Raw genomic sequence first — 23,054 nt, forward strand, 5'->3', positions numbered from 1 at the left:
AGATAAAATTTTTAATTATTTTATTGATGAATGAATAATTTTTAAAACATAGAATTTAAAAGAAAGTAATGATTTTCTAAAATTAAATTTTATTGATTCTTTTCAATTCAGTATATTATATAAAATTAAGATGTTTCTCTTTATCATATTTTTCATCATAAGTTGTAGTTGAAAAACGTTTACATAAAATTATTTTCCGCTAATAAGAATTACGTGTACAGACTTTACTATTTTCTGCCTACTTCTCCAGAAATTAAGGCTGTAAATAAATAATAATTAAAGGTCGTTTTGCTATTAGTATAGACGACTTTTTCTTGATGGCAACAGCGACAATTAAATGTTTTTGTCGGAATTATAAATTTAATTTATAAAAGATGGCAAAAAAAATGGATTACTTGGTAGCCTCAGAAACTAGGATTTAAAATATTAAACCGTCTTATCTTAGGATGGCTTTTTGAATTAATCACTATGAAAATTATTATTTCATGCCGGTATTGCTTCTTAATTTACAGAAACAAAAAAGACTGCTTCAATAATGGAAACAGTCTTTGGCTTTATTTTATAATAAACTTTTACTGCGGTGCCCAGAACGACCACCTTTCGCCATTATAAACGGCCAGCCGCTTGGCTCCGGTTTTATTGACGTAGACCATCATTCCGGGAGAGGGGCTCGGGATATTGTTGACATCGGTAACGATGGGCAGTACCATGGCTCGGTTTGCCGATTCCAGCACTACGGCCCCGTTGGCGGAGGAGGCAGTTGCTCCGATGATTACTTTTTCATTAACCGATTCTGCAGCAGAAGGCTGCGTGGCCATAATAGAAGCAATATTTCCGTTTTGTCCGCTCATATCGATCCATGAGCTGCCGTTGTAATACCTCATCCGGGCCTGGGTGGCATTCACGGCGTCCAGCAATATTGTTCCCTGGGTAGGAGAGGCTGGAAGTGTTCTTACATAAGGCACAATAATTCCTTTATTATTGGTGTTTGCGAATTCCAAAAGCACGCTGCTTTTGTTGGTGGCTGTACCGGTGGCATCTCCCATAATGACCTGTGAAAATGCAGATGCTGAAAATCCGGTGAAAGCGATTATAAAAATTTTTACTGTTTTCATTGTTCTGGAATTTTTAGATTAAGGGCATGATGGAACGGAGAAACATCTCCAGGCGCCATCCGAATAGATTTTTAAACATTTTACCGTGGTATCGAAGACCATCATTCCTTCCTGTGGAGTGGTGATGTTTGATAAAGCTGCCGTTTCCATTCGGGTAACCACAAGCCCCTGGCTGTTGGATTCTATAGCCACATGGGCCGACTTGCGGGTAAATGGCCAGTTGCCGTTTCCGACATTAGGATTTTTTTGTAACGTTATTCCGACGCGGGTATCTATTCCCGCCGCAGTGTTGGTAACAGGGTTATAACACACAGACTGTACGTTGGTATCAGTTGCCGTATTGTTAGCCGTATTCGGATCTGTGCTGTTGGCAGGAGAAGTAACATTCACCGTAGTGGTTAAATTTCCTGTATAGGCCACCGGAATATTTACAGTAATGGTGTAAGTAACGGTGCCGTTTAAAGGTAAATTCACAACGTCATTCACCGCCCCGGTTTGTGTTCCGGTTACTGAGCTGGTAGCACCGCCTGCGCCCACAGCTGTATAGGTAATATTCGCTGCAGGAATTCCTGTTGGAAGCGGTACGGTAACCGTTGCTCCCTGTACTCCGAAAGGCCCGTTGTTTCCGACAACCACGGTATAAGTTACCGGGCTTCCGGGCGAATAAGTGGTAGCGCCGTCCGTAACGGTTGCATAAAGATCCGCGCTGAAGGCAATCGGAGCCGTTACACAGTGCGCCCCGTCGTTGGAGTTGCTGGCAGGTGATGATGAGATCAGTGTTCTCTGTCCGTTGGTAAGGTTGAACTGGTAAAAGCCTCCGGTATTAAGAGAGCCATAAACTTCGCCGGTCGAAGAAGCGAACATTGCCCCGAAAGGTATTAACGAGCTATTTGCTCCGATGAAAGTAACGGTTGCCGGAGAAGTGGAAAGGTTGATTGACAGAAGCCTTCCATCGGTATCCGAAGAGACGGAATAAAGCCTTCCGTCAGCCGTTCTGTAAGCAAAATCCGAAATATTTATAGCTTGGGAAAGCGTGAGTGCCGTAGCGCTCATAGTTGCGATATTCACACGGTACAATGTTGCATTCGAACCTGACTGTTTTACATAATAATTTCCGGTAGCATCAAATTCCCCGGCGTTGAAAGTAACACCGGTCGGTAGACCTGATACAGCTCCCATCAGGGTAAAAGTTCCGGAAGCATTGATTCTGACAATCGTGTTGCTGTTATCCACAGTACCATACATCAGTCCGTCCACCGGATTAATCCCGATTGAATTGATATTTCCGGTATAAGACCCTACCGCTGGAAAAGTGAAAGGATTGGAAGTGGTATTCACATTATAAACCGTAGTGTTCTGTGAAATATACATACTGGAGTTACATCCGAATGAAGCTTCGGCCGTTGCAGTTACTGAGCATACCGTTGAGGAATTTCCCAGCCTGATGGTTGCTGTTTTCTGTCCTGCGGCGCCGGTACCGTTATAGGTAACGGGTATATCAATAAAGGTACTTCCCGCTGCAATGGTAACATTCTGGGAAGTAGTAGCGAAATCAGTACCGGATACATTAATGGTGTAAGTGCCTGGCCCATATACATTGGAAATCGGAATTCTTACCGTTCTGGTAGAGGGATAGCCTGTGGAAAAAGTTGAGTTTCCCTGGAAGGCGGCACCATTACAGGTAAAAGTGAAAGGTACGTAATAAGGCACCGACGCCAGGTCAAGATTTCCAAAATTGCTTCCGATGTTAATGGTAGCAACTGCTGTTGAAACACCTGTAGAAATATTAATGCTATTGATCTGAATGGTATTTGCCGTCCCGCCCTGGGTTCCGGTAAGGGTCGCGGTATACACAAGGCCGTTCAGGTAAGCCATTCCCCGTATGCCGGCCACTGTTGCAACAGGCCCTGTAAGCTGTACTGCTTTGGTAGCAACTCCTGTGGCAATGGCTATTTTGTATAAATATCTTGCTGTATTGGCAGAATTATTCAGAAACGTATAAATATTGTTTTCATAATCGAAGAAGGTATCGGTTCCGAATGTCGTGCCGGCATTCCAGTCGGTGTCACCGGCAGCGGCGGTAATCGGAAGGGTCGCTCCTGAGGGATAAATGGGATAAAGGATTTTGGTATTGGACTGGAAGCCATACACCCGTCCGAAATAAGTTCCAGGGACGTTATTAGTTCCAATTCCTCCGATCTGTGCATTTGGTCCCGTAACAGGAGGGTTCATCTGTACGCCGTTTTTGTAAATAGGAGCATTGGCTGTAATATCAGAATTGATAAACACTATGGAATTGGGATTTCCTCCTGGATTATCATAGCCTACAGCAAGATTACTGGCTTCAGCGGCAGTAGTAGGTACTGGTGAAGCCAATGGAGTAGGCAATGAAACCGTTCCGCTGATTCCGGTGATATCATAAACTCTTCCCGTAGCGGCAAAAGATAAATACAGGCGGTCGGATTGTTGCCCATAAAATGAATGAGGCTTATAAAAAAGCGCAATAAGCAGCAGTAGAACATTGAATTTTTTCATATAAAAGATTTGGATGTACAAATATATGTAAATTCATAATAGAACATATTGATTATTTGTTAATTTATATCATGTAAATGTGCTTAAAATTAAGATTAATACAAAAGTATAGCTGTTTTATTATTTTTAATTTAAACAAACTGAGTATGGTGCTTAAGATGGGAATAGCTGATTTGCCTATTTTATATAGCTTTTCCCAGGAAGACAGATAGCAGGATAGGATCTTTATTTATGAACAGGCTAAAGAAGGGATAGAAAATAACTGTAAAAGCATGCTTTGCAAAAGCATAAAAAAGACCGTTTCATAAGAAACGGCCGTGTGTATTTATCAACTATATAGGATTAAAATTCTATATCAACTTCTAATTTCTCTGCCAGAAGCTTAGAAATCTTTTCTTTTAAAGGCTCAATATCGATATTCTGCATCGCGTCATTGGCAAAAGCATACAACAACAGGGCCTGTGCTTCTTTCTTAGAGATCCCTCTCGCCCGAAGGTAGAACAGGGCATCTTCATTCAGCTGGCCTACGGTACAGCCGTGAGAGCATTTTACATCATCTGCAAAAATCTCAAGCTGAGGTTTTGTATCGATTGCCGCACCTTCGCTCAGCAATACATTGTTGTTTTGCTGATAGGCATTTGTTTTCTGGGCAATTTTATCTACAAATACTTTACCGTTGAATACCCCGTGGGATTTCCCGTTGAAAATCCCTTTGTAGTTCTGGTAACTTTCACAGTTCGGAAAATTATGGTGAACTGCCGTGTGATGGTCAACCAGCTGGTCTTTTCCGATAATCGTAATGCCGTTCATGAATGAATTGATGTTTGATCCATTCTGAATGAAGTCCAGGTTGTTTCTTACCAATTTCCCTCCAAAAGAGAACGTATTCACCGTTGTTAAGCTGTCCTTTTCCTGTCTGGCAAAAGTATTGTCGATCAGATAAGAGGTATCGTTATCATTCTGCAGCTTATGCCAGTCGGCTTTAGCATTCGGGTAAGTAAAAATTTCCGTTACCGAATTGGTCAGTACATATGTACTGTCAAAATTGTGGTGGCTTTCAATAATTTCCACTTTGGCGCCTTCGTCTACAATTAATAGATTTCTTGTATTATAGAAGGTATTCTCTTCCTGATTCTGAGAAATGTAAAAAATATGGATCGGCTTTTCGATCACTACATTTTTAGGAACTTTCAGGAAAAAGCCATATTTGCAGTATGCCTGATTCAGATTGGTAAAGGCGGATTTGTCAGAAGCAATCGTATTGAAATACCGGTCGAAAACATCCCTGTGCTTCTCATCATTCAGAGCATAGTTAAAGGAAAGGAATTCAACGTTTTCAATAGAAACTTTTGATAATTCCTTACGAAGCTTACCGTTTACGAAAGTAATCCAGTCGAAATTTTCTTCACCCAGGTGCAGCTGATCCAGTTGCTCTTTGGTGATATTGTGGTTTTCTTTCGGGAAAAAGTTATAAGCTTTCTCCGTAATCTCCTTTAAGTTGGTATATTTATATTCTTCGTCTTTCTTTGTTGGAAAACCAATGCTTTCAAATCTTTGCAGAGCTGCTTTTCGGTCTTCATCCAAAAATCTATGACGAAGACTTTCAAGAAACTCGTGATGGTTTTCTGTAATCTGTTCTTTTAATGCCATTACTGGTATATCTGTGGTTTGCACCATTTTTTCTTGTTTGTTTTGGCTGAATTGTTAAACCGGGAGATCAAATATTAAATCTCCGAATTTTTTAATCTTTTAATTAATTTAAAAGCCAGTCGTATCCTTTTTCTTCAAGCTCCAAAGCAAGGGATTTGTCACCGGTCTTGATGATTTTTCCATTAGCTAAAACGTGAACGAAATCAGGTTGGATATAATTAAGCAATCTCTGATAGTGGGTAATCAGAAGGACTGCATTTCCTTCGTTTTTGAAAGCGTTGACTCCGTCTGCAACGATTCTCAAGGCATCGATATCCAATCCGGAATCGGTTTCGTCAAGAATGGCCAGTTTCGGGTTGAGCATCATCATCTGGAAGATTTCATTTCTCTTCTTTTCACCTCCTGAAAATCCTTCGTTCAGTGATCTTGAAAGGAAATCCTTTTTGATTCCAAGCTTTTCGGATTTCTCACGGATTAAAGCAAGCATTTCTTTGGCAGGCATTTCTTCGAATCCGTTGGCTTTTCTGTTTTCATTCATCGCGGCTTTGATGAAGTTGGTTACAGAAACCCCCGGAATTTCTACCGGATACTGGAAAGAGAGGAAAATCCCTTTATGCGCTCTTTCCTCAGGAGCATCTTCAATAATGTTTTCGCCGCTGAAAATAATTTCGCCATCCGTTACTTCATAATCTTCCTTTCCTGCGATAACAGAGGAAAGTGTAGATTTACCGGCTCCGTTCGGTCCCATAATGGCGTGAACTTCACCCGGCTTTATTTCAAGATTAATTCCCTTTAAAATTTCTGCGCCGTCTTCAATTCTGGCGTGCAAGTTTTTTATCTCTAACATATATTCAAATTTATCGCAAGGTTAGACTTTGAGTATATCCTCTGTAACACTAAACCACCTTTACAAAGGCATTAACGCAAGCGAATGAAATACTATTTTTATTTTATTTTTAAACATTAAGAATTTTAAAGAATAAAACTTCATTTCTTAATGTTCGAAAGAAACTTATCCTACAGATCCTTCCAGAGATATCTCCAGCAGTTTCTGGGCTTCGATGGCAAATTCCATCGGCAGTTTATTCAGAACTTCTTTGCTGAAACCGTTCACGATCAGGGCGATTGCTCTTTCTGTATCAATTCCCCTTTGGTTACAGTAGAAAATCTGGTCTTCCCCGATTTTTGAAGTGGTTGCCTCATGCTCCAGCTGGGCAGAAGGGTCCTTGATTTCTATATAAGGAAAGGTATGGGCGCCACATTCGTTGCCCATCAACAGGGAATCACACTGGGAGAAGTTTCTTGCCCCTTTTGCAGAAGGCATCACTTTTACCAATCCTCTGTAGGAATTCTGAGATTTCCCGGCAGAAATCCCTTTTGAAATAATCGTTGACTTTGTATTTTTTCCGATATGGATCATCTTCGTTCCGGTATCTGCATACTGGTGATTGTTGGTTACGGCAATAGAGTAGAACTCACCAATTGATCCGTCTCCCTTTAAGATACACGAAGGATATTTCCAGGTTACGGCAGAACCGGTTTCCACCTGCGTCCAGGAAATTTTCGCGTTTCTCTCGCAAAGCCCTCTTTTCGTTACAAAATTGAAAACCCCGCCTTTTCCTTCTTCATTTCCGGGGTACCAGTTCTGAACGGTTGAATATTTAATTTCAGCATCATCCATTGCAATCAGTTCCACGACTGCGGCGTGAAGCTGGTTTTCGTCTCTTGACGGTGCCGTACAGCCCTCAAGATAAGAAACGTAACTTCCTTCATCAGCAATTACCAGTGTTCTTTCAAACTGTCCGGTACCCGCCTGGTTGATACGGAAATACGTAGACAGTTCCATCGGGCATCTTACGCCTTTCGGAATATAGCAGAAACTTCCGTCGGAGAATACCGCAGAGTTTAGGGCTGCGTAGAAATTATCGCCTCTCGGAACTACTTTCCCCAGATATTTTCTTACCAGATCAGGGTGGTTCTTAATGGCTTCGGAAATAGAGCAGAAGATAATTCCTTTCTCCATCAGGGTATCCTGGAAGGTCGTCTTTACCGAAACCGAGTCCATAACGATATCCACCGCCACTCCGGAAAGTCTTTTCTGTTCTTCGATGTTGATTCCCAATTTGGCAAAGGTGGCCAGTAATTCAGGATCCACTTCATCCAGGCTTTCAAGCTCCGGCTTTACTTTTGGGGCAGCATAATATCTGATGGCCTGGAAATCCGGCTTCTCATACTTAATGTTGGCCCAGTCGGGTTCCGTCATTTTCAGCCAGATCCTGAAAGATTCCAGACGCCATTCCGTCATCCATTCCGGCTCTTCTTTTTTGGCAGAGATGGCACGGACGATATCTTCATTTAAACCGGTTGGAAACTCTTCGTAATCAATTTTGGTTTCCCACCCGAATTCATATTTTTTATTTTCTAGATCGACTCTTAGATCGTCTTCAGTATATTTATTCATTATTTTTTTTTAAAGATTTCAGAAGTCAAGCTTCAAATGTAATACGCTGCGTAACTTCTAATGTCTTTTCTATAAAGAAAAACTTTCACCGCACCCGCAAGTTCTGGATGCATTAGGATTGTTAAAAACAAATCCTTTTCCGTTTAATCCTCCCGAATATTCAAGAGTTGTTCCTGCCAGATAGAGGATGGATTTTTTATCTACAACAATTTTGATGTTGTTATCTTCAAAAATTTGATCAGTGTCTGTTTTTTGGTTGTCAAACTTTAAAACATATTCTAAACCAGAACATCCTCCGCTTTTTACCCCCACTCTTACAAAATCTTCGGCAGGGTTAAAGCCTTCTTCCGTCATCAGCTGAATCGCTTTTGCCTTCGCTTGGTCTGATACTTTTATCATTGTATTTATTTAGAATGATTTAATGATGCAAAAATACGAACAATAATTAGTATATAAAAATTAGCGATTTTATTTTATCGATTTTTATTATTGATCCTTTAACTTTGATAATATTTTAAAATCAAAACATAAATTCCTCATACAATGAAAAAACTAGGATTGATTGCTTTTGTTTTACTGATGCAGACTTCTTTCGCACAGGTAAACCGGTTTGTATACCAGGTTACGATGAAGCCGGATGCTTCCGATAAAAACGATACCAAAACCGAAAACGCCTATCTGGATATTTCTCCGGAAAAATCGTTGTTCTATTCCGAAAACAGGATCAAGCGGGATTCTGTGATGAAGGCAACGTTCCAGAGCGGTGGTGCACGAAGCTTTAACCGCGAGCAGATGCAAGGATTGCGTTCGAACATCAATTACTCCATTGAAAAAGATAAAAAAAGCCAGAAAATAACTTTTAAAGACCGGATCGGAAGGGATGTTTATACCTATGAAGAAGATCGTCCGCTCAACTGGAAAATACTGTCGGAAACTACCAAAATCGGAGATTATAAAGTTCAGAAAGCTGAAACGGATTTCGGTGGTAGAAAATGGACGGCGTGGTTCACGACAGATCTGCCTTATCAGGACGGTCCGTACAAATTCGGCGGACTTCCGGGGCTGATTGTAAAAGCAGAAGATGATAAAGGCGACTATTCTTTCGATTTAATGAAAAATTATAAAATTGATGATTTTCCTGCCATGAACCAGTTTGGAAATACCATTAAAGTAAAGAGAGGAGATTACGTAAAACAGCAGAAAAAATTCATGGAAGATCCCATGTTCTTTATGACACAAGGCGGTCAGATCAGAATTGGAGGTGAAGGCGGACCCCGTGGTGGTGGAGGTAATCCTCCGGCTGATTTCAGAAAAAGAATGGAGGAAAGGGTAAAAGATGAAGCGAAGAAAAACAGCAATCCGATCGAATTGCAATAACATAAAAAAACCTGAAGTAATCAAACTTCAGGTTTTTATTTTGGTAAAACAGGCTATTTCAAAAGCTGGTTGAAAGTATCTCCCTGTCTGATATCGCCGGTATTGTAGCCTTTCATAAACCATTCTTTACGTTGTGCAGAAGATCCATGGGTGAAGCTTTCCTGGTTGACATACCCCTGAGACCTTCTCTGGATATTATCGTCACCGACTGCTTCTGCCGCCTCAATCGCTGACTGGATGTCTCCCGGCTCAAGAATATGTTTGTCGGCATCGGTTCTTTTAGCCCATACGCCGGCATAGAAATCTGCCTGCAGCTCTGTGGCTACGGAAACCCTGTTCATTTCAGCTTCGGAATATCTGCCGCTTCTTCTCAGTTCATCCACTTTCTGGGTGGTTCCCAAAAGCGTCTGCACATGATGCCCTACTTCATGGGCCAATACATAGGCAACAGTAAATTCCGTAACCTTTGCACCGAATTTCTGTTGTAACTCATTGAAGAAACTCATGTCCATATAAACGGACTGATCTGCCGGGCAATAAAAAGGGCCCATAGCAGATTGCGCCATTCCGCAGCCCGATTGGGTAGCTTCTGAAAAAAGAATAATTTTTGGTGGGGTATAGGTCATTCCATTTTCCTGAAACACCTGATCCCAGGTTACAATGTTCCATTTTCCCATCATATCCACCATTTCTCCGACTTTTTTATCCTCTGCAGTAAGTTCTCTCTGCTCAGTTCTTGGAGATCCGGAACCGGAAGAAAGGATTGAAGAAGGATCCCCTCCGAGAAAAAATATAATCGCAGCGATAATCAGTGTTCCAAGCCCTCCGCCTACCATCGCTCCACCGCCCAGCCCGCGCCGGTCTTCCACGTTACCGCCTCTGTCGTCAGTCCATCTCATAGTTTAATTTTTTTATAGGTTAAATTTAAAATTATTATCTTACTAAATAATTACTTTTGTGAAAAATTATGCCAAAGTGAGAAGAATTAAACAAATCTCTTTCATGATCCTTTTAGCAGGTGTTTTTTCCTGTAATGAGAAAGAATATAAGGAAGACGAAGTCAACAGTGTAGACAGAAAAGCGTCGATAGAAACGGAACTTTCAGTAGAGCATATCGATACGGCGGATGTGCTGGTAACCCGGCACAAAATCTGGAAGGATAAAAAGCTCTTTAAAGAAATTATAAAGAGAGATACGATCCCAAGTCTTGGCGATACACTGATGGAATCTGAAGATAAGGACGGGGTTGTTCACAAGGATAATAGCAAAAAAGATTACGAATTTTATATTACGGTACAATAATGAAAAAGTCGGGTTCTGTAAAATTGCTTTTCGTAACGGGAATCCTTGCGGCCTGTTCGCAGGAGAAGCCTAAAGATGAATGGAAGAATGAGAAAAGGGTCTATATGAGATCTGATACTACGGCTTCCTATTCAAGAACGCATGGCTTTATGCCGGGATTTTTCTGGTATCACGCATTCCGGCCTTACGGCGCTTACAGCAACGGAGGTTATCACCGGACCGGCTACTACAGTGATGCCATCAGTTCGAAATCCAACATCGGGAGAAGTTCTTATAAAGGGAGTGTAATCAGGGGCGGCCTTGGAAGAAGCGGCTTCAGGGCATCATCATAAACATGAAGAGAACAGCATCACAATTCCGTAAAAACTGGGAAGAAAAACTCGAAGGTCTGGGCTTCGGCTATCATTCCCTGGAAGAGCTTTACTGGGATGAAAGCCATTATTACGAATTCTCCATGCAGGAGGTCGGTATAATTGAAAAGGCAACGGCCGAATTGTGGCAGATGTGCCTGGAAGCGGTAGACTACATTATTGAGAAAAACCTCTGGAACCGTTTCAGTATTCCCGAATGGTTCAGGAATTATATCGTCACCAGCTGGGAAGAAGACCATCCTTCAGTGTACGGGAGATTCGATTTCGGTTTTGACGGGACCAACCTGAAGCTGCTGGAGTTCAATGCGGATACACCGACTTCGCTGTATGAAGCTTCCGTAATCCAATGGTACTGGCTGCAGGAAATGTTTCCGGAAAGGGATCAGTTCAATTCCATCCATGAAAAGCTGGTGGATTACTGGAAATACCTCACGCAATATATGAACCCGCATTATATTTATTTCGCTTCATTAACGAATATCGAGGATGTTACGAATGTAGAATACCTGCGCGACTGTGCAACACAGGCGGGCTTCGAGACCGAGTTCATCCCGATTCAGGACATCGGCTGGGCAGAAGAAATTAAGGAATTTATTGCCGGAGACGGTTCCGTGATGGATTATATTTTCAAGCTGTATCCTTACGAATGGATTATTGAAGACGGCTTTGGTGAAAAACTGGTTGAAAACGGGTTCCGTTCCCAATGGATCGAGCCGGCCTGGAAGGTTCTGCTTTCTTCAAAAGCAATCCTGCCTATCCTTTGGGAAATGTATCCGGATCATCCTTATCTGCTGCCTGCTTATTTCGAACAGAAAAGCCTGAAAGATTTCGTTAAAAAACCGGTCTATTCCAGGGAAGGCGCCAATATTATTTTATACAAAAACGGGATTCCTGTAGAAGAGAATTCCGGAGCTTACGGAAAAGAAGGTTTCATTTACCAGCAATCATTCGACATTCCTGATTTTAATGGCAATTATCCTGTAATCGGAAGCTGGGTGATCGGTCAGGAACCTGCCGGCATCGGCATCAGGGAAAGTGTTCGACTGATCACCAATAACCAAAGCCGGTTTGTTCCGCATCTGATCAGCGGTTAAGCCTGTTTTTTTTCAGCCAGTATGAAGTCGACTGATAAGCAGAGATGATCGTGTTCACCAAAGCTTTATTCTGATCTTTTTCTTTTAACGGATTTTCATCAAAATAAATATTGAATTCAGGGGAAAGTTTATTCTTCTGCTGAATCAATGCATACTGCTTGACTTTCCGTACCGGGGAAATAATCGTTAAATGGTTGTCTTTGATGAGCCCTAAATCTTCGTAGGTCGCTACATAGGCCTTTGGCTTAAATTCTTTGGTCAAAACATCCTGGCCTAAAAATTTCGACTGATACCTGAAGTTCAGCAGGCCGAAAAGGGTAGGCATTACATCGATCTGCGACATGGTTTGGGTAAACTTATGAGGTTTAATAAATCCTTCCGAGAAGATTAGGGCCGGAATCCTGTACTTGTCCATTGGGAGTTCCATATCTCCTGCGCTGGAAGCACAGTGGTCGGCAATGATAACGAATACGGTATTTTTATACCAGCTCTGTTTCTGGGCCATTTCAAAGAATTTCCTTAGGGAATAATCGGTATATTTTACCCCGCCTTCACGGGATTTCACATCGCCCGAAATATCAATTTTTCCGTTCGGATAAGTGAAAGGGCGGTGGTTGGAAACCGTCATCCAGTGGTTAAAAAACGGCTTTCCCGATTTCGCTTCCGTGTTCATGGTGCTGATGGCTTTTCGGGCCATATCTTCATCTGCGACACCCCAGACATTAGCAAAGGTAATTTCTTCCGGGGTAAAATTATTACGGTCTACGATGTCATAGCCGTTCCCCTTGTAGAAATCTTCCATATTGTCAAAATAACTGTAGCCACCGTATAAAAATTTCACATTATAGCCTTTTGATTTAAAAACGCTGCCCGTGGTAAATTTATTTTTATTGTTTTCCCTTTTAATAATACTTTCTCCAGCTGTCGGCGGAATGCAGAGCGTCAATGCTTCAAGGCCGCGCACCGTTCGGTTTCCTGTCGCATACAGATTGGTGAACATCAGTGACCGGTCCGCCAGGCTATCCAGAAACGGGGTAATCTTCTGCGTATTTCCGTAATGGGCCAAAAAATCAGCGGATAAGCTTTCAATCGAAATCAGAACGACATTCTTCTTCACTTCAGGCGCTACCGGAATGATATTTCTCTGCAATACTGGCGGAGCAAACTGGCTTAAAAAGTTCTTTTCTGCCTGCTGTTGGTTGATTTCAGGATAAAACTGGAAATAGTCAAGTTCATTGTGGGTGAATGCCCAATAGAATTTCGGCAGTCCGTTGGCTTGGATTTCTTCTCCGAAAAGATTAGTGCTTTTAATTTTCGTGGTGAAGTTCAATCCGAATATACTGATCCCGCATAAAACCAGATAGGAACCCATCAAAATGGTTTTTTGTTTTAAGTTAGGAAGTTCTGAAAGTTCATTTTTCGTTTTTCTGTAAATGAAAACCGCAATGGCTAACGTTACCGAAGCAATGGCCAGGAATAAAGGAATCACCGGATAACTTTCCATAATGTTTCCAATTACTTCATTGGTATAGATGAGGTAATCGACGGCAATGAAATTATATCTTAACCCGAATTCATTATAAAAGAAATATTCGCTTACGGCATTGAAGACAATGAGTAAGACATAAAGAGAAATGGTAATGAAATACAGGCTGTTCCGTATCTGAAGACGCCTTTCCGGAAGGAAGAACATCAGGGCAAAGAATACGATCTTCAGGCCTATAAATGCGAGTGCGATTTCCGCAATCGATCCTCCGTACTGTTTAAAGATATTATCCGGGATAAGGAGAATATACAGAAACAGCAGGATAAGCATACCTAAGATGATCTGTCCGTAGGGTTTCTGGTATTTTGAATTGGATAAAAACAAAAAGTACAGGGCCAGGAAAGGACAGGTTAATATAAAAACCAGGACATCATTCAGCACGCCCGTCAGCAGGATCTTCAGGATTTCAAAAATACCGAAACTTGCCGTAGTGATCGGGTGAAATAAAAAAACGATTCTTGTGATAAGGGAAATGGTGAGGTATAAAGCCCCTAAATAGACAAAGGGCCTGATTTTGTGAGCAAACATCTGTGTAAACTGAATATTAATTCCACAAAATTAATAATTAGGTATTATTTTTTGACAGATATTCTTAAAATCTCATAAAAATTAGAAACTTTATAAATGTTTAAAAAAAGATTAAAAAATTAATATTCAAATAGTATAATTTAAGCTCTTTTTTGCGATGTATATAAATAAAAAAGGACTATTTTACATAGTCCTTATATTTAAATAATAAAAAGTGTTAAATTAAGAATGGCCGAAACCGATGTTTCCTTTTTTGCCGGAAAGATTTTTCCTGAAGTCGATCATTCTCAGGGCAGTAACGGCTGCTTCAACCCCTTTGTTTCCAAGATCACCACCGCTTCTTGCTATCGACTGTTCTTTGGTGTCATCCGTTAAAACGCAGAAAATAGTCGGGGTATCGGTTAAGATATTGCAATCTTTGATTCCCTGGGCTACTGCCGAGCAAACGTAATCGAAGTGGGGAGTCTCGCCACGGATCACACATCCGATGGAAATTACCGCGTCGAATTTACGTTCCTTGCACAGCTGCATGCTTGCATAGTTCAGTTCAAAAGCACCCGGAACCGGAAAAAGTCTGATGTTTTCAGGTTTTACGCCTTCCTTATGAAGGATTTCCAGTGCGGCATCACGAAGATTGTAGGTTACAAAATCATTCCACTCAGAAAAAACAATGCCGATAGAAAACTCATCGGCATTGGTTATATGAAGTGGCTTGTAATCTGAAAGATTAACTGTTGCCATTATTTAGTAATATTTAGTCATTTCGATATAAGAATCCGACATTCCGTTGTCGTAATCCTGATATTTTTCATCTATGTTTGCAAAATACTTTTTCGCTTCTGCATTTTTCTTTAATCCCAAGGCTACAATCCCTGCTTTTCTTGTGAAATAATAGGTAGTATAAGGATCGTCTGAAGCGGAAGCTGCTTTGTCTAATAACTGCAATGCTTCGTCATTTTTATTAAGTCCTGATTTTGCATCAGCCATAGCACCGTATTTCATCGCCATCAGCGTTTTGTTGTCAGACGAAAATTTATCAAGAAGATCATAAGCTTCCTGAAATTTCCCTTCTTTAAACTTCAATAAACCGGCATTATAAGCAGAAAGTTCGCCAACTGCTGTCCCGGAATATTCATTGTATGTTCCCAGGAACCCCGGATTTGCAGCAGATTTACCGCCCAACGCTTCTTTATCTTTTCCGTCAGCAAGATTTTTCTGAGCTGCCAGGAAACCTTTTACAGCTTCCACGTTTTTAGGGGCTACTACAAATTGTTTGTAACCGAAGAAACCCAGAACGCCCAGCACAAGTATTCCGAAAACAACCGCCAAAGGCTTCGAATATTTTTCAATGAATCTTTCCGTGTTTAAAGCTTCTCTGTCAAGATCTTTAAAAAACTCAACCGTTTCTTTACCCTCTTGCTCGTTTGTAAGTTTTGCCATAAATTATTAAAAATTGAAATGCAAATTTAATTGTTTCTGAATGATTTACAAAATACTTTCTGCGTATTATTGACGAAATGTTGTGAATTATAAATTATCCGCCGCCGAATGATGCTGTTTTACCATAAAAAATGCTTCATGAGCGGTTTCATAAAGCATTTTATATAGATTCCGGGAATGTTTAATATTCCAGGATATGATAGACTTCTGCATTGAACTTTTTCAGTTTTTCTTCCCCTTTCAGGCTAGTAAGCCCGATCAGAAAGCTGAACTGCGCTACGGCAGCACCCTGTTTTTCCACCAGTTTAGCTGCCGCTTCGGTAGTTCCGCCGGTAGCCAGCAGGTCGTCGTGGATCAGGATTCTCTGTCCGGGTTTAATCTGTCCTTCGCGGGTCTCGATCACTGCGCTTCCGTATTCCAGATCATACTTTTCCGAGATCACCGGCGGTGGCAGTTTTCCTGCTTTCCGGATCAGGATGAAAGGAACTTCAAGGGCAACTGCGATAGCAATCCCGAAGAGATAACCCCGGCTTTCGATTCCGCATACGGCATCTACCTTTCCTCTGCTTACTGCAGCCAGATCTGCAATGACTTCTTCATATAATTTTGAATCCAGAAAAACAGGAGAGATATCCTTGAACTGAATTCCCGGAATCGGAAAATCAGGGATGTTTTCGATGGTTTCTTCTAGTTTCCGGATTAATTCGTGTGATGCCATGTTTATTTTATGGATTAATTCTGTAGCTGGAAATTTTCCAGTCTCCGTTTACATTTTTAAGCCCGAAGGTTACTTTCAGGGCTGTCGTTTTCCCACTTTTGTCCGTTACGTCATACGTTGCATTTACGCTGGCTGAACTGGCGTTGGACGCATTGGTGGTAATATTTTTTACACTTACATTCTTTACCGAACCGAATCCTGAGGTAGGGTTGGCAAAAGATTCGTAGCTTCCCCAACTTGGGTTGCTTGCGGCATTGTAAGCCGCTTTCAGGTTCTGTGCGCTTACATTGTTCAGAAAGCCGGTTACCGTGGTTTTAGGATCTGCTGCCGGTTGTTTCGGGGCAGCCGGTGTTGTAGCAGGAGCAGTAGCATTCGGATCGGTACCGGTTGCCGGGATCGTAGCATTCGGATTGTTCGGATCGATTACGGCAGGATCTTCCGGTACTGCCAAAGAATCTACTACCGGTGCTGCCGGAACTTTCAGGAGGTCAGGATTCACATCCAATCCGACTTTCGTCATTTTGAATGTTTTCGCCGTGGTCTTTACGGAAACCGTGATGTCGATTTTATTATCCATTACCTTAGCTGCCGGAATGGAGGAGAATTTTAAATTGAATCCTTTGAATTTATTATCCTGCATTAAGTTTTTCGCCGTTAACAGCTTTACGCCGTTGCTGAACACTTCAAGGGTCGCTTCAAGGCCGGCTCCGGTAAAGGATACAGGATTCCCTGCATTGTCTACCAGTCTCGGTACGATCTGGAGAGCTGTCGGTGCACCCAGTCCGTCATCGCCGGTGGGTCTGGCCGTAATGCTTAATGAATTTGCTTTTACATCATTCGGATCGGTTTCTTTTGCCGTTTCATTACCGAAAATATTCATTTCTCCTAAGGAAGGCGGAGCGGTACTGGCCCATTCGATGCCGTTTTTCTGAGCTACCTGGTCTGCCATCGTCATAATTTCAGGAACCTTTTTCCCATCGATCAGCTGGCCGAGCGCCTTCAGTTCGGCAACATCGCCGTCTGCTTCCACCCCGAAAGTTTTCAGGATATAGAGCGCTTCATTGAATTTAATCTGCTGAATCGTCGGAAGACTGGCCGTCATATCATTGATACTCGACTGTAAAGTTTTGGTATTGGTAGCATCTACATGATCTTTCTTGCATGCTGTAAAAAGCAACAGGCTGAAGATGAGTAGAAAGGACAATTTTTTCATTTTTTTCCGTTTGCCACAAATTTAGTAAAAACCCTTTAGGTGTAAGTGTTTTTATTTTCTTTTTATTTATTTCTACCGGTAAGCTCGATGCTGTTGTTGTTTTGTGCAATGTGTTCTTTCATTTGTTTTTCTGCATCTCTCATCTCTTTCGTCAATGAGAAGTCATCGGATATTTTTACATCTGAAGGAATCTGCTCCATCATCTGTCTGATCCCTGCAAGAGGATCTTTTTTATATTGGTCGTATTTTTCCGTAAACTTTTCTTTTGTGATTAATAGCCCGGTCTGGTTCATTAAGCCTTCTACCGCTGAAGCTTCCGCGATATGATCTATTTTTCTGTTGCCTTTCAGTTCCCATGAATAGTTGCCTGCTTCATCACTGACTTTTACAATTAATCCCGGCAGTCCGTAAAATTTATAAGGCCCGTCCGGGAAAGGAATGTCTGTGGTAAACCAGGCGATCCATTTTCTTCCGCCAAAATCGACGGTTGCTTTTTGGGCATTGTAAGTTCTGATCTTCTGTTTCTCATCTGAAATTTTCCAAATTAGGCTTGGATCTTCGCGGTAGGAATAATAATCTATGGCAATGCGATCCTTATACAGAACCTCGCGGATCGGGTAGCTTTTAGAAATCTGATGCGTAAACCGGGCACGTCTATTGCCCATTCTCTTGAAATCCGGAAAGCCCGTATTTGAAGCTTCTTTTATCACGACATTTGCTATTGAATCTATCTGAATGTTTTCGTAAGATTGATAAAGGGATTTGCTCTGATCAATATCCAGTACCATCATTTCTTTTTCAAGTTTTGCAGAATCCTTGTTGGGTTTGTAGGTCAGCTCATAGAAAAACCGGTTTGCCGAATTCTGTGCATTCAATAAAGCCACTGTCGTAATCAGAATGACTTGTAAAACTTTTTTCATAGGAGAAGTTTTTAGAAGGTTATAGTTAATTTTTTGTATAGAGTGCATTGATATTCTGTTTTTCTTGCAGGTCTTCTTTTAAGAAGGAATCAAGAGCATTCTGCATATCCGGAAAAGAAGGGTTCTCCCAATAGTTTGAGGTATAATAACTTGTGCCGAGATCAAATCTTATTTTATCATTGTTTTTAGTATTACCGAAATCCAATGCGGTAGGATAGAAATTAGTATAAATGTTAACGACGTTGTACGTCGGTTCTTTTTTGTATTTCAGCTTCATGGTCGAACTTTCGCTGTATTGTAGAAGATCTTCCGGTTGTTTCCGGGAGTTCCGGGTGTAGGCGATACGGGTACTGTATTTTACATCAGAAAAGTGAAATCCAAGTAAGGTCAATTCCTTTTCCTGAAGGCGTTCTTCTTTTATTTCGATTTCATCTCTTTGGCTGCCTTCCGTCTTATGGAAAACCATGTTTTTGTTTTTTTTATATGGATTGGTACCTTCAATTCGTTTCATCTGTGGGAGATGCATATATATGCTGTAATCCCAGGAAGAAAATTTCTGTGAATCCCATTCTGCTCTAGGCATTCTAAAAATCCGGTACTGCTCGATGCAGGTACTTTTCAGTTTTTTGGTTTTACGGTCAAAAATATAGGTTACAATTCCGTCAGCATATCCGTTGATGGTATTGTTAAGGGTTGCATAAGTATTGAAGTTGCCTTTTACATAAAGGTACTTTGCAGAATCCTCCGTTCGGGGCTTATCCGTTTTTTCAGATGTTGAATTGTTATTCTGCGCATTGATCAGGCTGTACAGTGTCATCATTAAGAATAGCAGCGTACTTTTTTTCATAGGATATTATTTATAATTGAATGTATATTTATAAGGACAACTTTAAAAGCGAAAAGGTTTCAAAAAATAAATATTTTATTGTTAATAAAAAAGACTGATGAGCATCAGTCTTTTTCGGTTATTTTCCAATGTATTCTATGAAAAAATTCTATAACTTTAAAATGATGGAAAACGTTTGCAGAAGGTATTTTAAGACTTAAATGCTGAGAGGCAAATGCGTTATTTTGCATTGGGCTTTTCTTTTAAATCTTCTTTGAAAAAGCTGCTGAAAACAGGCTGCATATTCGGGAAAGCAGGGTTTTCCCAATATTTCGAGGTATATTGGCTGCTGTTGATGTCAAACTGCATTTTCTCCATTTTCTCATTACCGAAGTCTATATCTATAGGATAAAAATTGTTGTAAATGGCAATGTCATTATATTGAGGCTCACTTTTATGTTTTAATTTGATAAATCTGATAAGGTTATATTCCAAAAGGTCTCTGAGTTCCTTTCGGGAATTTGGAACATATGAAATATTGAGAATATTTTTAGCATCAGAAATACGATATCCCAAAAATCCCATCTCTTCATCATTGGTGATTTCCGTAAGCTCGATCTGGTCTTTCTTATCGCTTTTCAGTTCTTTGAAAATAATGTCTTTCTTGGTTCTGTACCCATCAATATTTTCGATGTTTTTTAGTCTCGGGACTTTTAAAAACATTCCGTAATCCCAGGAAGAAAGTTTTTTACGGTCCATTTCTGCATTTTCCAGCCTGAAGATCCGGTACTGTTCGACCTGCATGCTTTTCAGTTTTTTAGTCTTGTTATCAAAAATGTAAGTTACAATTCCGTCTGCGTAGGAATTCAATTTGTTGTTCAGGGTAACATAGGTATTGAAGTTTCCCTTTACAAAGAGATATTTTGCCGGTTTCTCCTTTTTAATAACAACGGTCTCGATGTCTTTAATCCGATCATTAATTTTAATCACCTCCTGATTAAAATCCGAGTAGGCTAATGTGGCGACTGGGATATTATCACATACCAGCTGAAATTTCTCCTGCTTCGGTTTTAAGGATTGCTTGTTTATTTTACCATCAATATCCGAGAATGCTACAATGCTCCCGTCTTTTGCGAAAACCGAAACTTTGGGCAAAGGCTTATTGGTTTTTTCAGAAATAAAGGTAATGGTTTGCGCATGAAATAGATTTAATATGAATGCCAAAAATAATAGGATTAGACTTTTTCTCATAGCTTTATGAATTTAAATTGTAGTATTTATAATATCAGAAATTAACAAAAGGTTTCAGGCTAATATTTTTATTGCAAACAAAAAAGGCAGATGGCCGCCACTCTTTATTAGTTACTGCACAAAAATATTCTATGAAAAGTGCCTGTGAATTTACTTTTTCCAGAGAAGTCCTCGACAGCATATTTCTCTGGTTAAAAAAGTATGTGGAAACCACTTTATTTTTCATTTGGTTTTTCCTTTAAATCATTTTTGAAAAACGAGCTGAAGACCTTCTGCATATTAGGAAAGGAAGGATCTTCCCAGTAAGAGGTCTGGTAACTACTGTTGCTCTTGTTGAATCTTACTTTTTTAATATCATTATCATTACCAAAACTATATTCTGTCACATAAAAATTATTGTATAAAGCTAATTGAGTAGGTTCTGGTTTTTCTTTATATTTAATTTTTGAGTAGCGTACCTCACTATATTCCAGAAAATCTCTAAGCGTTTTTCCTGATTCTTTTTCAAAAGATAGGTTTATAATTTTTTTAAAATCATAAAGGGTTATTCCGAAAGACGTAGATCCTTTTTCCGAGCCGATTCTATCTATGATTTCAATTTGATCATTTTTGTCGCCCTTTAGTTCTTTAATATTCTTTTTTCCGGTTTTGTATTCTTCTGGGTTTCCTACGTATTTAAGTCTTGGGATTTCTAATCCTGCTGTGTAAGATGAGAAAGCCCCATTTGGTTCAGTCTGCAATGAAAAGATTCTGTATTGTTCTACATTCGTACTTTTCAGTTTTTTTGTTTTATTGTCGAAAATATAGGTTATGATTCCGTCGGCATAAGATTTGAGTTGATTGTTGACGATTACGTAGGTATTGAAATTTCCTTTGATAAGAATATACTTTGCCGGCTTTTCGTTCTTAATCACAACGGGTTCAATGTCCTTGATTTTATCATCAAGTTTTATAATATCTTTATTTATTTCTGAAAAAGTAAGCTGTGCTAAAATAACATTGTCATACACCAGCTGAAATTTTTCCTGATCTTGTGTTATTAAATTTTTATCAATCTTACCATCAATATCCGAATATGCAACAATGCTCCCGTCTTTCGCGAAAACCGAAACTTTGGGCAAAGGCTTATTGGTTTTTTCAGAAATAAAGGTAATGGTTTGCGCATGGGCGACCTGGAATAATAAGACGAAAAAAAGTAAAAAGAAAATCTTCTTCATGGTGTTGGGTTTAATATTTGAATTAAAATCAGTTCTTAATACTAAGACAGCTAAAAATTGAAAAAGGTTGCACGATGCTTTAAATTTTTTTCATTATGACACAAAAAAAGACTGATCATATCGATCAGTCTTTCTATTTTATCTTATTATAAATTCCTTAAAAAGGATACTCATAAATTTCAGATTCGTGTAGGTAAGGATTTCCTGTAGGGATAAGCTTAAGTTTAGATAATGCAGAAAGCACGGTAAACATAAATAATCCAACTACGAAAAGAATCGCTCCTAGAATCAGGATAAATACTTCAGGGGTTTTCCAGTATGGTCCTACCGTTCCAGGCATTACCATGTTGAAGTAATCCAGGATGTGACCGCAGATCACTACGATCGCCATGATGGTAACCACTTTGTAGTTTCTCTTGATACTGCTGCTCACCAATACCAATAACGGTAATAAGAAGTTTACAATAAGCATTGGTAAGAAAGTAGGGGAGTAGTGCTGGAATCTTCCGAAGAAGTAGTTTACCTCTTCCGGAATGTTCGCATACCAGTAAAGCATAAACTGTGCAAACCAGGTATACGTCCAAAGCATACTTGTAGCAAATAAAAATACACCCAGATCATGCAAGTGGTTATCATTGAATTGCGGAAGGTATCCGTTTTTCTTTAAATAAACACTTAACAGGATGATTACTGCAATACCACTTGAAAGGCAGCTCACCATAGAATACCAGATATACATGGTAGAATACCAGTGAGGATCGATAGACATCAACCAGTCCCAAGCCCAGGCTGCAGAGGCAAATCCGAAGAATGCGATATATCCTACTGCCCATCTGTAAAGCATCTGGTATTCGGTTCTGGATTTTGTTTCGTCAACTTTTTTAGACTGAGCCTTCAGCTTCCATGCGAAGAAAGAAGCACCCAATACATAGATGAAAGTTCTTACGGCATAGAAAGGAATATTTAAGAAGATTCTCTTTTCAAACAGGATCACGTCAAAATGAGGTGAGTTTGGATCCGTAAGTTCCGGATCCATCCAGTGGAAAAGATGTCCCTGGTGGGTAATATTCAATAACATCAGGATGATCAGGATCGCACCTCCATAAGGAATATAAGAAGCAATCGCTTCCATTACACGGGTAATGATGATCGGCCATCCTGCATGGGCAGCGTGCTGAATAGAGTAGAAGAATAATACGCAGCAGCTTACGCCGAAGAAAAATACAGCTACAAAATGTATGGCCGCTAAAGGCTGGTTGTGTACCTGAAGTTCAGCATGCTCAAGGTGAGCCGCATGATCCTGAGGACCTACCATTTCACTTGAGTGCGTAGGAGCGTCATGACCTGAAGCATGAAGCGCTTCCATCATGTGTTCTATTCTTTCTGTAGAAATTCCTTTATTTAAAAAGAAACCGATACCAAACAGAACTAAACCTACAACAAGAAGGATTATAGAAGTTGATTTTAATTTTGGTGAAAAACTATACATT

The 23,054-nt window shown here is 40.2% G+C and carries 21 protein-coding genes; 4 read left to right on the forward strand and 17 right to left on the reverse strand.

The window, feature by feature from the left end; all coding sequences use genetic code 11:
* Positions 1-572: 572 nt before the first annotated feature.
* The 6 genes from FY557_RS14055 to FY557_RS14080 form a co-directional block, all read right to left on the reverse strand.
* The gene (locus FY557_RS14055) at positions 573-1,115 is read right to left on the reverse strand and encodes a hypothetical protein (RefSeq protein WP_149247873.1); all 543 of its coding nucleotides are present in this window, start codon (positions 1,113-1,115) and stop codon (positions 573-575) included.
* Between the two features lie 18 nt (positions 1,116-1,133).
* Positions 1,134-3,650 carry a beta strand repeat-containing protein gene (locus tag FY557_RS14060; protein WP_149247874.1) on the reverse strand — a complete coding sequence of 839 codons (2,517 nt, stop codon included), beginning with the start codon at positions 3,648-3,650 and terminating at the stop codon, positions 1,134-1,136.
* A 342-nt stretch (positions 3,651-3,992) separates the two neighbouring features.
* The gene (gene sufD, locus FY557_RS14065) at positions 3,993-5,300 is read right to left on the reverse strand and encodes a Fe-S cluster assembly protein SufD (RefSeq protein WP_149247875.1); all 1,308 of its coding nucleotides are present in this window, start codon (positions 5,298-5,300) and stop codon (positions 3,993-3,995) included.
* A gap of 103 nt (positions 5,301-5,403) precedes the next feature.
* Positions 5,404-6,147: a Fe-S cluster assembly ATPase SufC gene (sufC, locus tag FY557_RS14070; RefSeq protein WP_149247876.1), complete on the reverse strand. Its 744-nt coding sequence runs from the start codon at positions 6,145-6,147 to the stop codon at positions 5,404-5,406.
* A 165-nt stretch (positions 6,148-6,312) separates the two neighbouring features.
* Positions 6,313-7,761, reverse strand: coding sequence for a Fe-S cluster assembly protein SufB (sufB, locus tag FY557_RS14075; RefSeq protein ID WP_149247877.1), 1,449 nt, complete (start codon positions 7,759-7,761; stop codon positions 6,313-6,315).
* A 69-nt stretch (positions 7,762-7,830) separates the two neighbouring features.
* On the reverse strand, positions 7,831-8,160 hold the full coding sequence (locus FY557_RS14080; RefSeq protein ID WP_149247878.1) for a HesB/IscA family protein: 330 nt from the start codon (positions 8,158-8,160) through the stop codon (positions 7,831-7,833).
* Positions 8,161-8,304: 144 nt separating this feature from the next.
* Between FY557_RS14080 and FY557_RS14085 the strand changes: the two genes are divergently transcribed.
* Entirely contained in the window at positions 8,305-9,138 is an 834-nt protein-coding gene (locus FY557_RS14085) for a GLPGLI family protein (protein WP_149247879.1), read from the forward strand.
* A 53-nt stretch (positions 9,139-9,191) separates the two neighbouring features.
* Here FY557_RS14085 and FY557_RS14090 read toward each other — a convergent pair whose 3' ends face one another.
* The gene (locus FY557_RS14090; protein ID WP_149247880.1) at positions 9,192-10,037 is read right to left on the reverse strand and encodes a neutral zinc metallopeptidase; all 846 of its coding nucleotides are present in this window, start codon (positions 10,035-10,037) and stop codon (positions 9,192-9,194) included.
* A gap of 103 nt (positions 10,038-10,140) precedes the next feature.
* On the opposite strand from FY557_RS14090, the gene FY557_RS14095 reads away from it, so the two are divergent.
* The 3 genes from FY557_RS14095 to FY557_RS14105 are packed head-to-tail and all read left to right on the forward strand — an operon-like array spanning position 10,141 to position 11,905.
* Positions 10,141-10,440: a hypothetical protein gene (locus FY557_RS14095; RefSeq protein ID WP_149247881.1), complete on the forward strand. Its 300-nt coding sequence runs from the start codon at positions 10,141-10,143 to the stop codon at positions 10,438-10,440.
* Positions 10,440-10,772: a hypothetical protein gene (locus FY557_RS14100; RefSeq protein WP_149247882.1), complete on the forward strand. Its 333-nt coding sequence runs from the start codon at positions 10,440-10,442 to the stop codon at positions 10,770-10,772. The genes FY557_RS14095 and FY557_RS14100 overlap by 1 nt, the downstream gene beginning before the upstream one ends.
* A 2-nt stretch (positions 10,773-10,774) precedes the next feature.
* Positions 10,775-11,905 carry a glutathionylspermidine synthase family protein gene (locus FY557_RS14105; protein WP_149247883.1) on the forward strand — a complete coding sequence of 377 codons (1,131 nt, stop codon included), beginning with the start codon at positions 10,775-10,777 and terminating at the stop codon, positions 11,903-11,905.
* Here the strand turns inward: FY557_RS14105 and FY557_RS14110 are convergent.
* From FY557_RS14110 to FY557_RS14155, 10 genes are all read right to left on the reverse strand, one after another.
* On the reverse strand, positions 11,895-13,979 hold the full coding sequence (locus tag FY557_RS14110; protein ID WP_149247884.1) for an LTA synthase family protein: 2,085 nt from the start codon (positions 13,977-13,979) through the stop codon (positions 11,895-11,897). The two genes, FY557_RS14105 and FY557_RS14110, sit on opposite strands and share 11 nt — an antisense overlap.
* Positions 13,980-14,201: 222 nt before the next feature.
* Positions 14,202-14,720 (reverse strand): 6,7-dimethyl-8-ribityllumazine synthase, encoded by a 519-nt coding sequence (ribH, locus tag FY557_RS14115; RefSeq protein ID WP_149247885.1) that lies wholly within the window; start codon positions 14,718-14,720, stop codon positions 14,202-14,204.
* A 3-nt stretch (positions 14,721-14,723) separates the two neighbouring features.
* A complete protein-coding gene (locus FY557_RS14120) occupies positions 14,724-15,419 on the reverse strand; it encodes a tetratricopeptide repeat protein (protein ID WP_149247886.1) in 696 nt (231 codons plus the stop codon).
* A gap of 181 nt (positions 15,420-15,600) precedes the next feature.
* Positions 15,601-16,137: an adenine phosphoribosyltransferase gene (locus FY557_RS14125; protein ID WP_149247887.1), complete on the reverse strand. Its 537-nt coding sequence runs from the start codon at positions 16,135-16,137 to the stop codon at positions 15,601-15,603.
* Positions 16,138-16,144: 7 nt separating this feature from the next.
* Positions 16,145-17,350 (reverse strand): hypothetical protein, encoded by a 1,206-nt coding sequence (locus tag FY557_RS14130; RefSeq protein WP_149247888.1) that lies wholly within the window; start codon positions 17,348-17,350, stop codon positions 16,145-16,147.
* A 62-nt stretch (positions 17,351-17,412) separates the two neighbouring features.
* Positions 17,413-18,270: a GLPGLI family protein gene (locus FY557_RS14135; protein ID WP_185151736.1), complete on the reverse strand. Its 858-nt coding sequence runs from the start codon at positions 18,268-18,270 to the stop codon at positions 17,413-17,415.
* A 25-nt stretch (positions 18,271-18,295) separates the two neighbouring features.
* Positions 18,296-19,117, reverse strand: a complete 822-nt coding sequence (locus tag FY557_RS14140; RefSeq protein ID WP_149247890.1) for a hypothetical protein — start codon at positions 19,115-19,117, stop codon at positions 18,296-18,298.
* 219 nt (positions 19,118-19,336) lie between these two features.
* The gene (locus FY557_RS14145) at positions 19,337-20,347 is read right to left on the reverse strand and encodes a hypothetical protein (RefSeq protein WP_149247891.1); all 1,011 of its coding nucleotides are present in this window, start codon (positions 20,345-20,347) and stop codon (positions 19,337-19,339) included.
* A 215-nt stretch (positions 20,348-20,562) separates the two neighbouring features.
* The gene (locus FY557_RS14150) at positions 20,563-21,564 is read right to left on the reverse strand and encodes a hypothetical protein (protein WP_149247892.1); all 1,002 of its coding nucleotides are present in this window, start codon (positions 21,562-21,564) and stop codon (positions 20,563-20,565) included.
* 157 nt (positions 21,565-21,721) lie between these two features.
* Positions 21,722-23,053, reverse strand: coding sequence for a quinol:cytochrome C oxidoreductase (locus FY557_RS14155; protein WP_149247893.1), 1,332 nt, complete (start codon positions 23,051-23,053; stop codon positions 21,722-21,724).
* Position 23,054: the final 1 nt, after the last annotated feature.

This window comes from Chryseobacterium sp. SN22 (assembly GCF_008329705.1).
Classification (GTDB): Bacteria; Bacteroidota; Bacteroidia; order Flavobacteriales; family Weeksellaceae; genus Chryseobacterium.

Bases quoted from the DNA above. Each gene is read 5' to 3' on its own strand.
- FY557_RS14055 (WP_149247873.1), bottom strand. From the start codon at position 1,115: ATGAAAACAGTAAAAATTTTTATAATCGCTTTCACCGGATTTTCAGCA.
- FY557_RS14060 (WP_149247874.1), bottom strand. From the start codon at position 3,650: ATGAAAAAATTCAATGTTCTACTGCTGCTTATTGCGCTTTTTTATAAG.
- sufD (WP_149247875.1), bottom strand. From the start codon at position 5,300: ATGGCATTAAAAGAACAGATTACAGAAAACCATCACGAGTTTCTTGAA.
- sufC (WP_149247876.1), bottom strand. From the start codon at position 6,147: ATGTTAGAGATAAAAAACTTGCACGCCAGAATTGAAGACGGCGCAGAA.
- sufB (WP_149247877.1), bottom strand. From the start codon at position 7,761: ATGAATAAATATACTGAAGACGATCTAAGAGTCGATCTAGAAAATAAA.
- FY557_RS14080 (WP_149247878.1), bottom strand. From the start codon at position 8,160: ATGATAAAAGTATCAGACCAAGCGAAGGCAAAAGCGATTCAGCTGATG.
- FY557_RS14085 (WP_149247879.1), top strand. From the start codon at position 8,305: ATGAAAAAACTAGGATTGATTGCTTTTGTTTTACTGATGCAGACTTCT.
- FY557_RS14090 (WP_149247880.1), bottom strand. From the start codon at position 10,037: ATGAGATGGACTGACGACAGAGGCGGTAACGTGGAAGACCGGCGCGGG.
- FY557_RS14095 (WP_149247881.1), top strand. From the start codon at position 10,141: ATGATCCTTTTAGCAGGTGTTTTTTCCTGTAATGAGAAAGAATATAAG.
- FY557_RS14100 (WP_149247882.1), top strand. From the start codon at position 10,440: ATGAAAAAGTCGGGTTCTGTAAAATTGCTTTTCGTAACGGGAATCCTT.
- FY557_RS14105 (WP_149247883.1), top strand. From the start codon at position 10,775: ATGAAGAGAACAGCATCACAATTCCGTAAAAACTGGGAAGAAAAACTC.
- FY557_RS14110 (WP_149247884.1), bottom strand. From the start codon at position 13,979: ATGTTTGCTCACAAAATCAGGCCCTTTGTCTATTTAGGGGCTTTATAC.
- ribH (WP_149247885.1), bottom strand. From the start codon at position 14,720: ATGGCAACAGTTAATCTTTCAGATTACAAGCCACTTCATATAACCAAT.
- FY557_RS14120 (WP_149247886.1), bottom strand. From the start codon at position 15,419: ATGGCAAAACTTACAAACGAGCAAGAGGGTAAAGAAACGGTTGAGTTT.
- FY557_RS14125 (WP_149247887.1), bottom strand. From the start codon at position 16,137: ATGGCATCACACGAATTAATCCGGAAACTAGAAGAAACCATCGAAAAC.
- FY557_RS14130 (WP_149247888.1), bottom strand. From the start codon at position 17,350: ATGAAAAAATTGTCCTTTCTACTCATCTTCAGCCTGTTGCTTTTTACA.
- FY557_RS14135 (WP_185151736.1), bottom strand. From the start codon at position 18,270: ATGAAAAAAGTTTTACAAGTCATTCTGATTACGACAGTGGCTTTATTG.
- FY557_RS14140 (WP_149247890.1), bottom strand. From the start codon at position 19,117: ATGAAAAAAAGTACGCTGCTATTCTTAATGATGACACTGTACAGCCTG.
- FY557_RS14145 (WP_149247891.1), bottom strand. From the start codon at position 20,347: ATGAGAAAAAGTCTAATCCTATTATTTTTGGCATTCATATTAAATCTA.
- FY557_RS14150 (WP_149247892.1), bottom strand. From the start codon at position 21,564: ATGAAGAAGATTTTCTTTTTACTTTTTTTCGTCTTATTATTCCAGGTC.
- FY557_RS14155 (WP_149247893.1), bottom strand. From the start codon at position 23,053: ATGTATAGTTTTTCACCAAAATTAAAATCAACTTCTATAATCCTTCTT.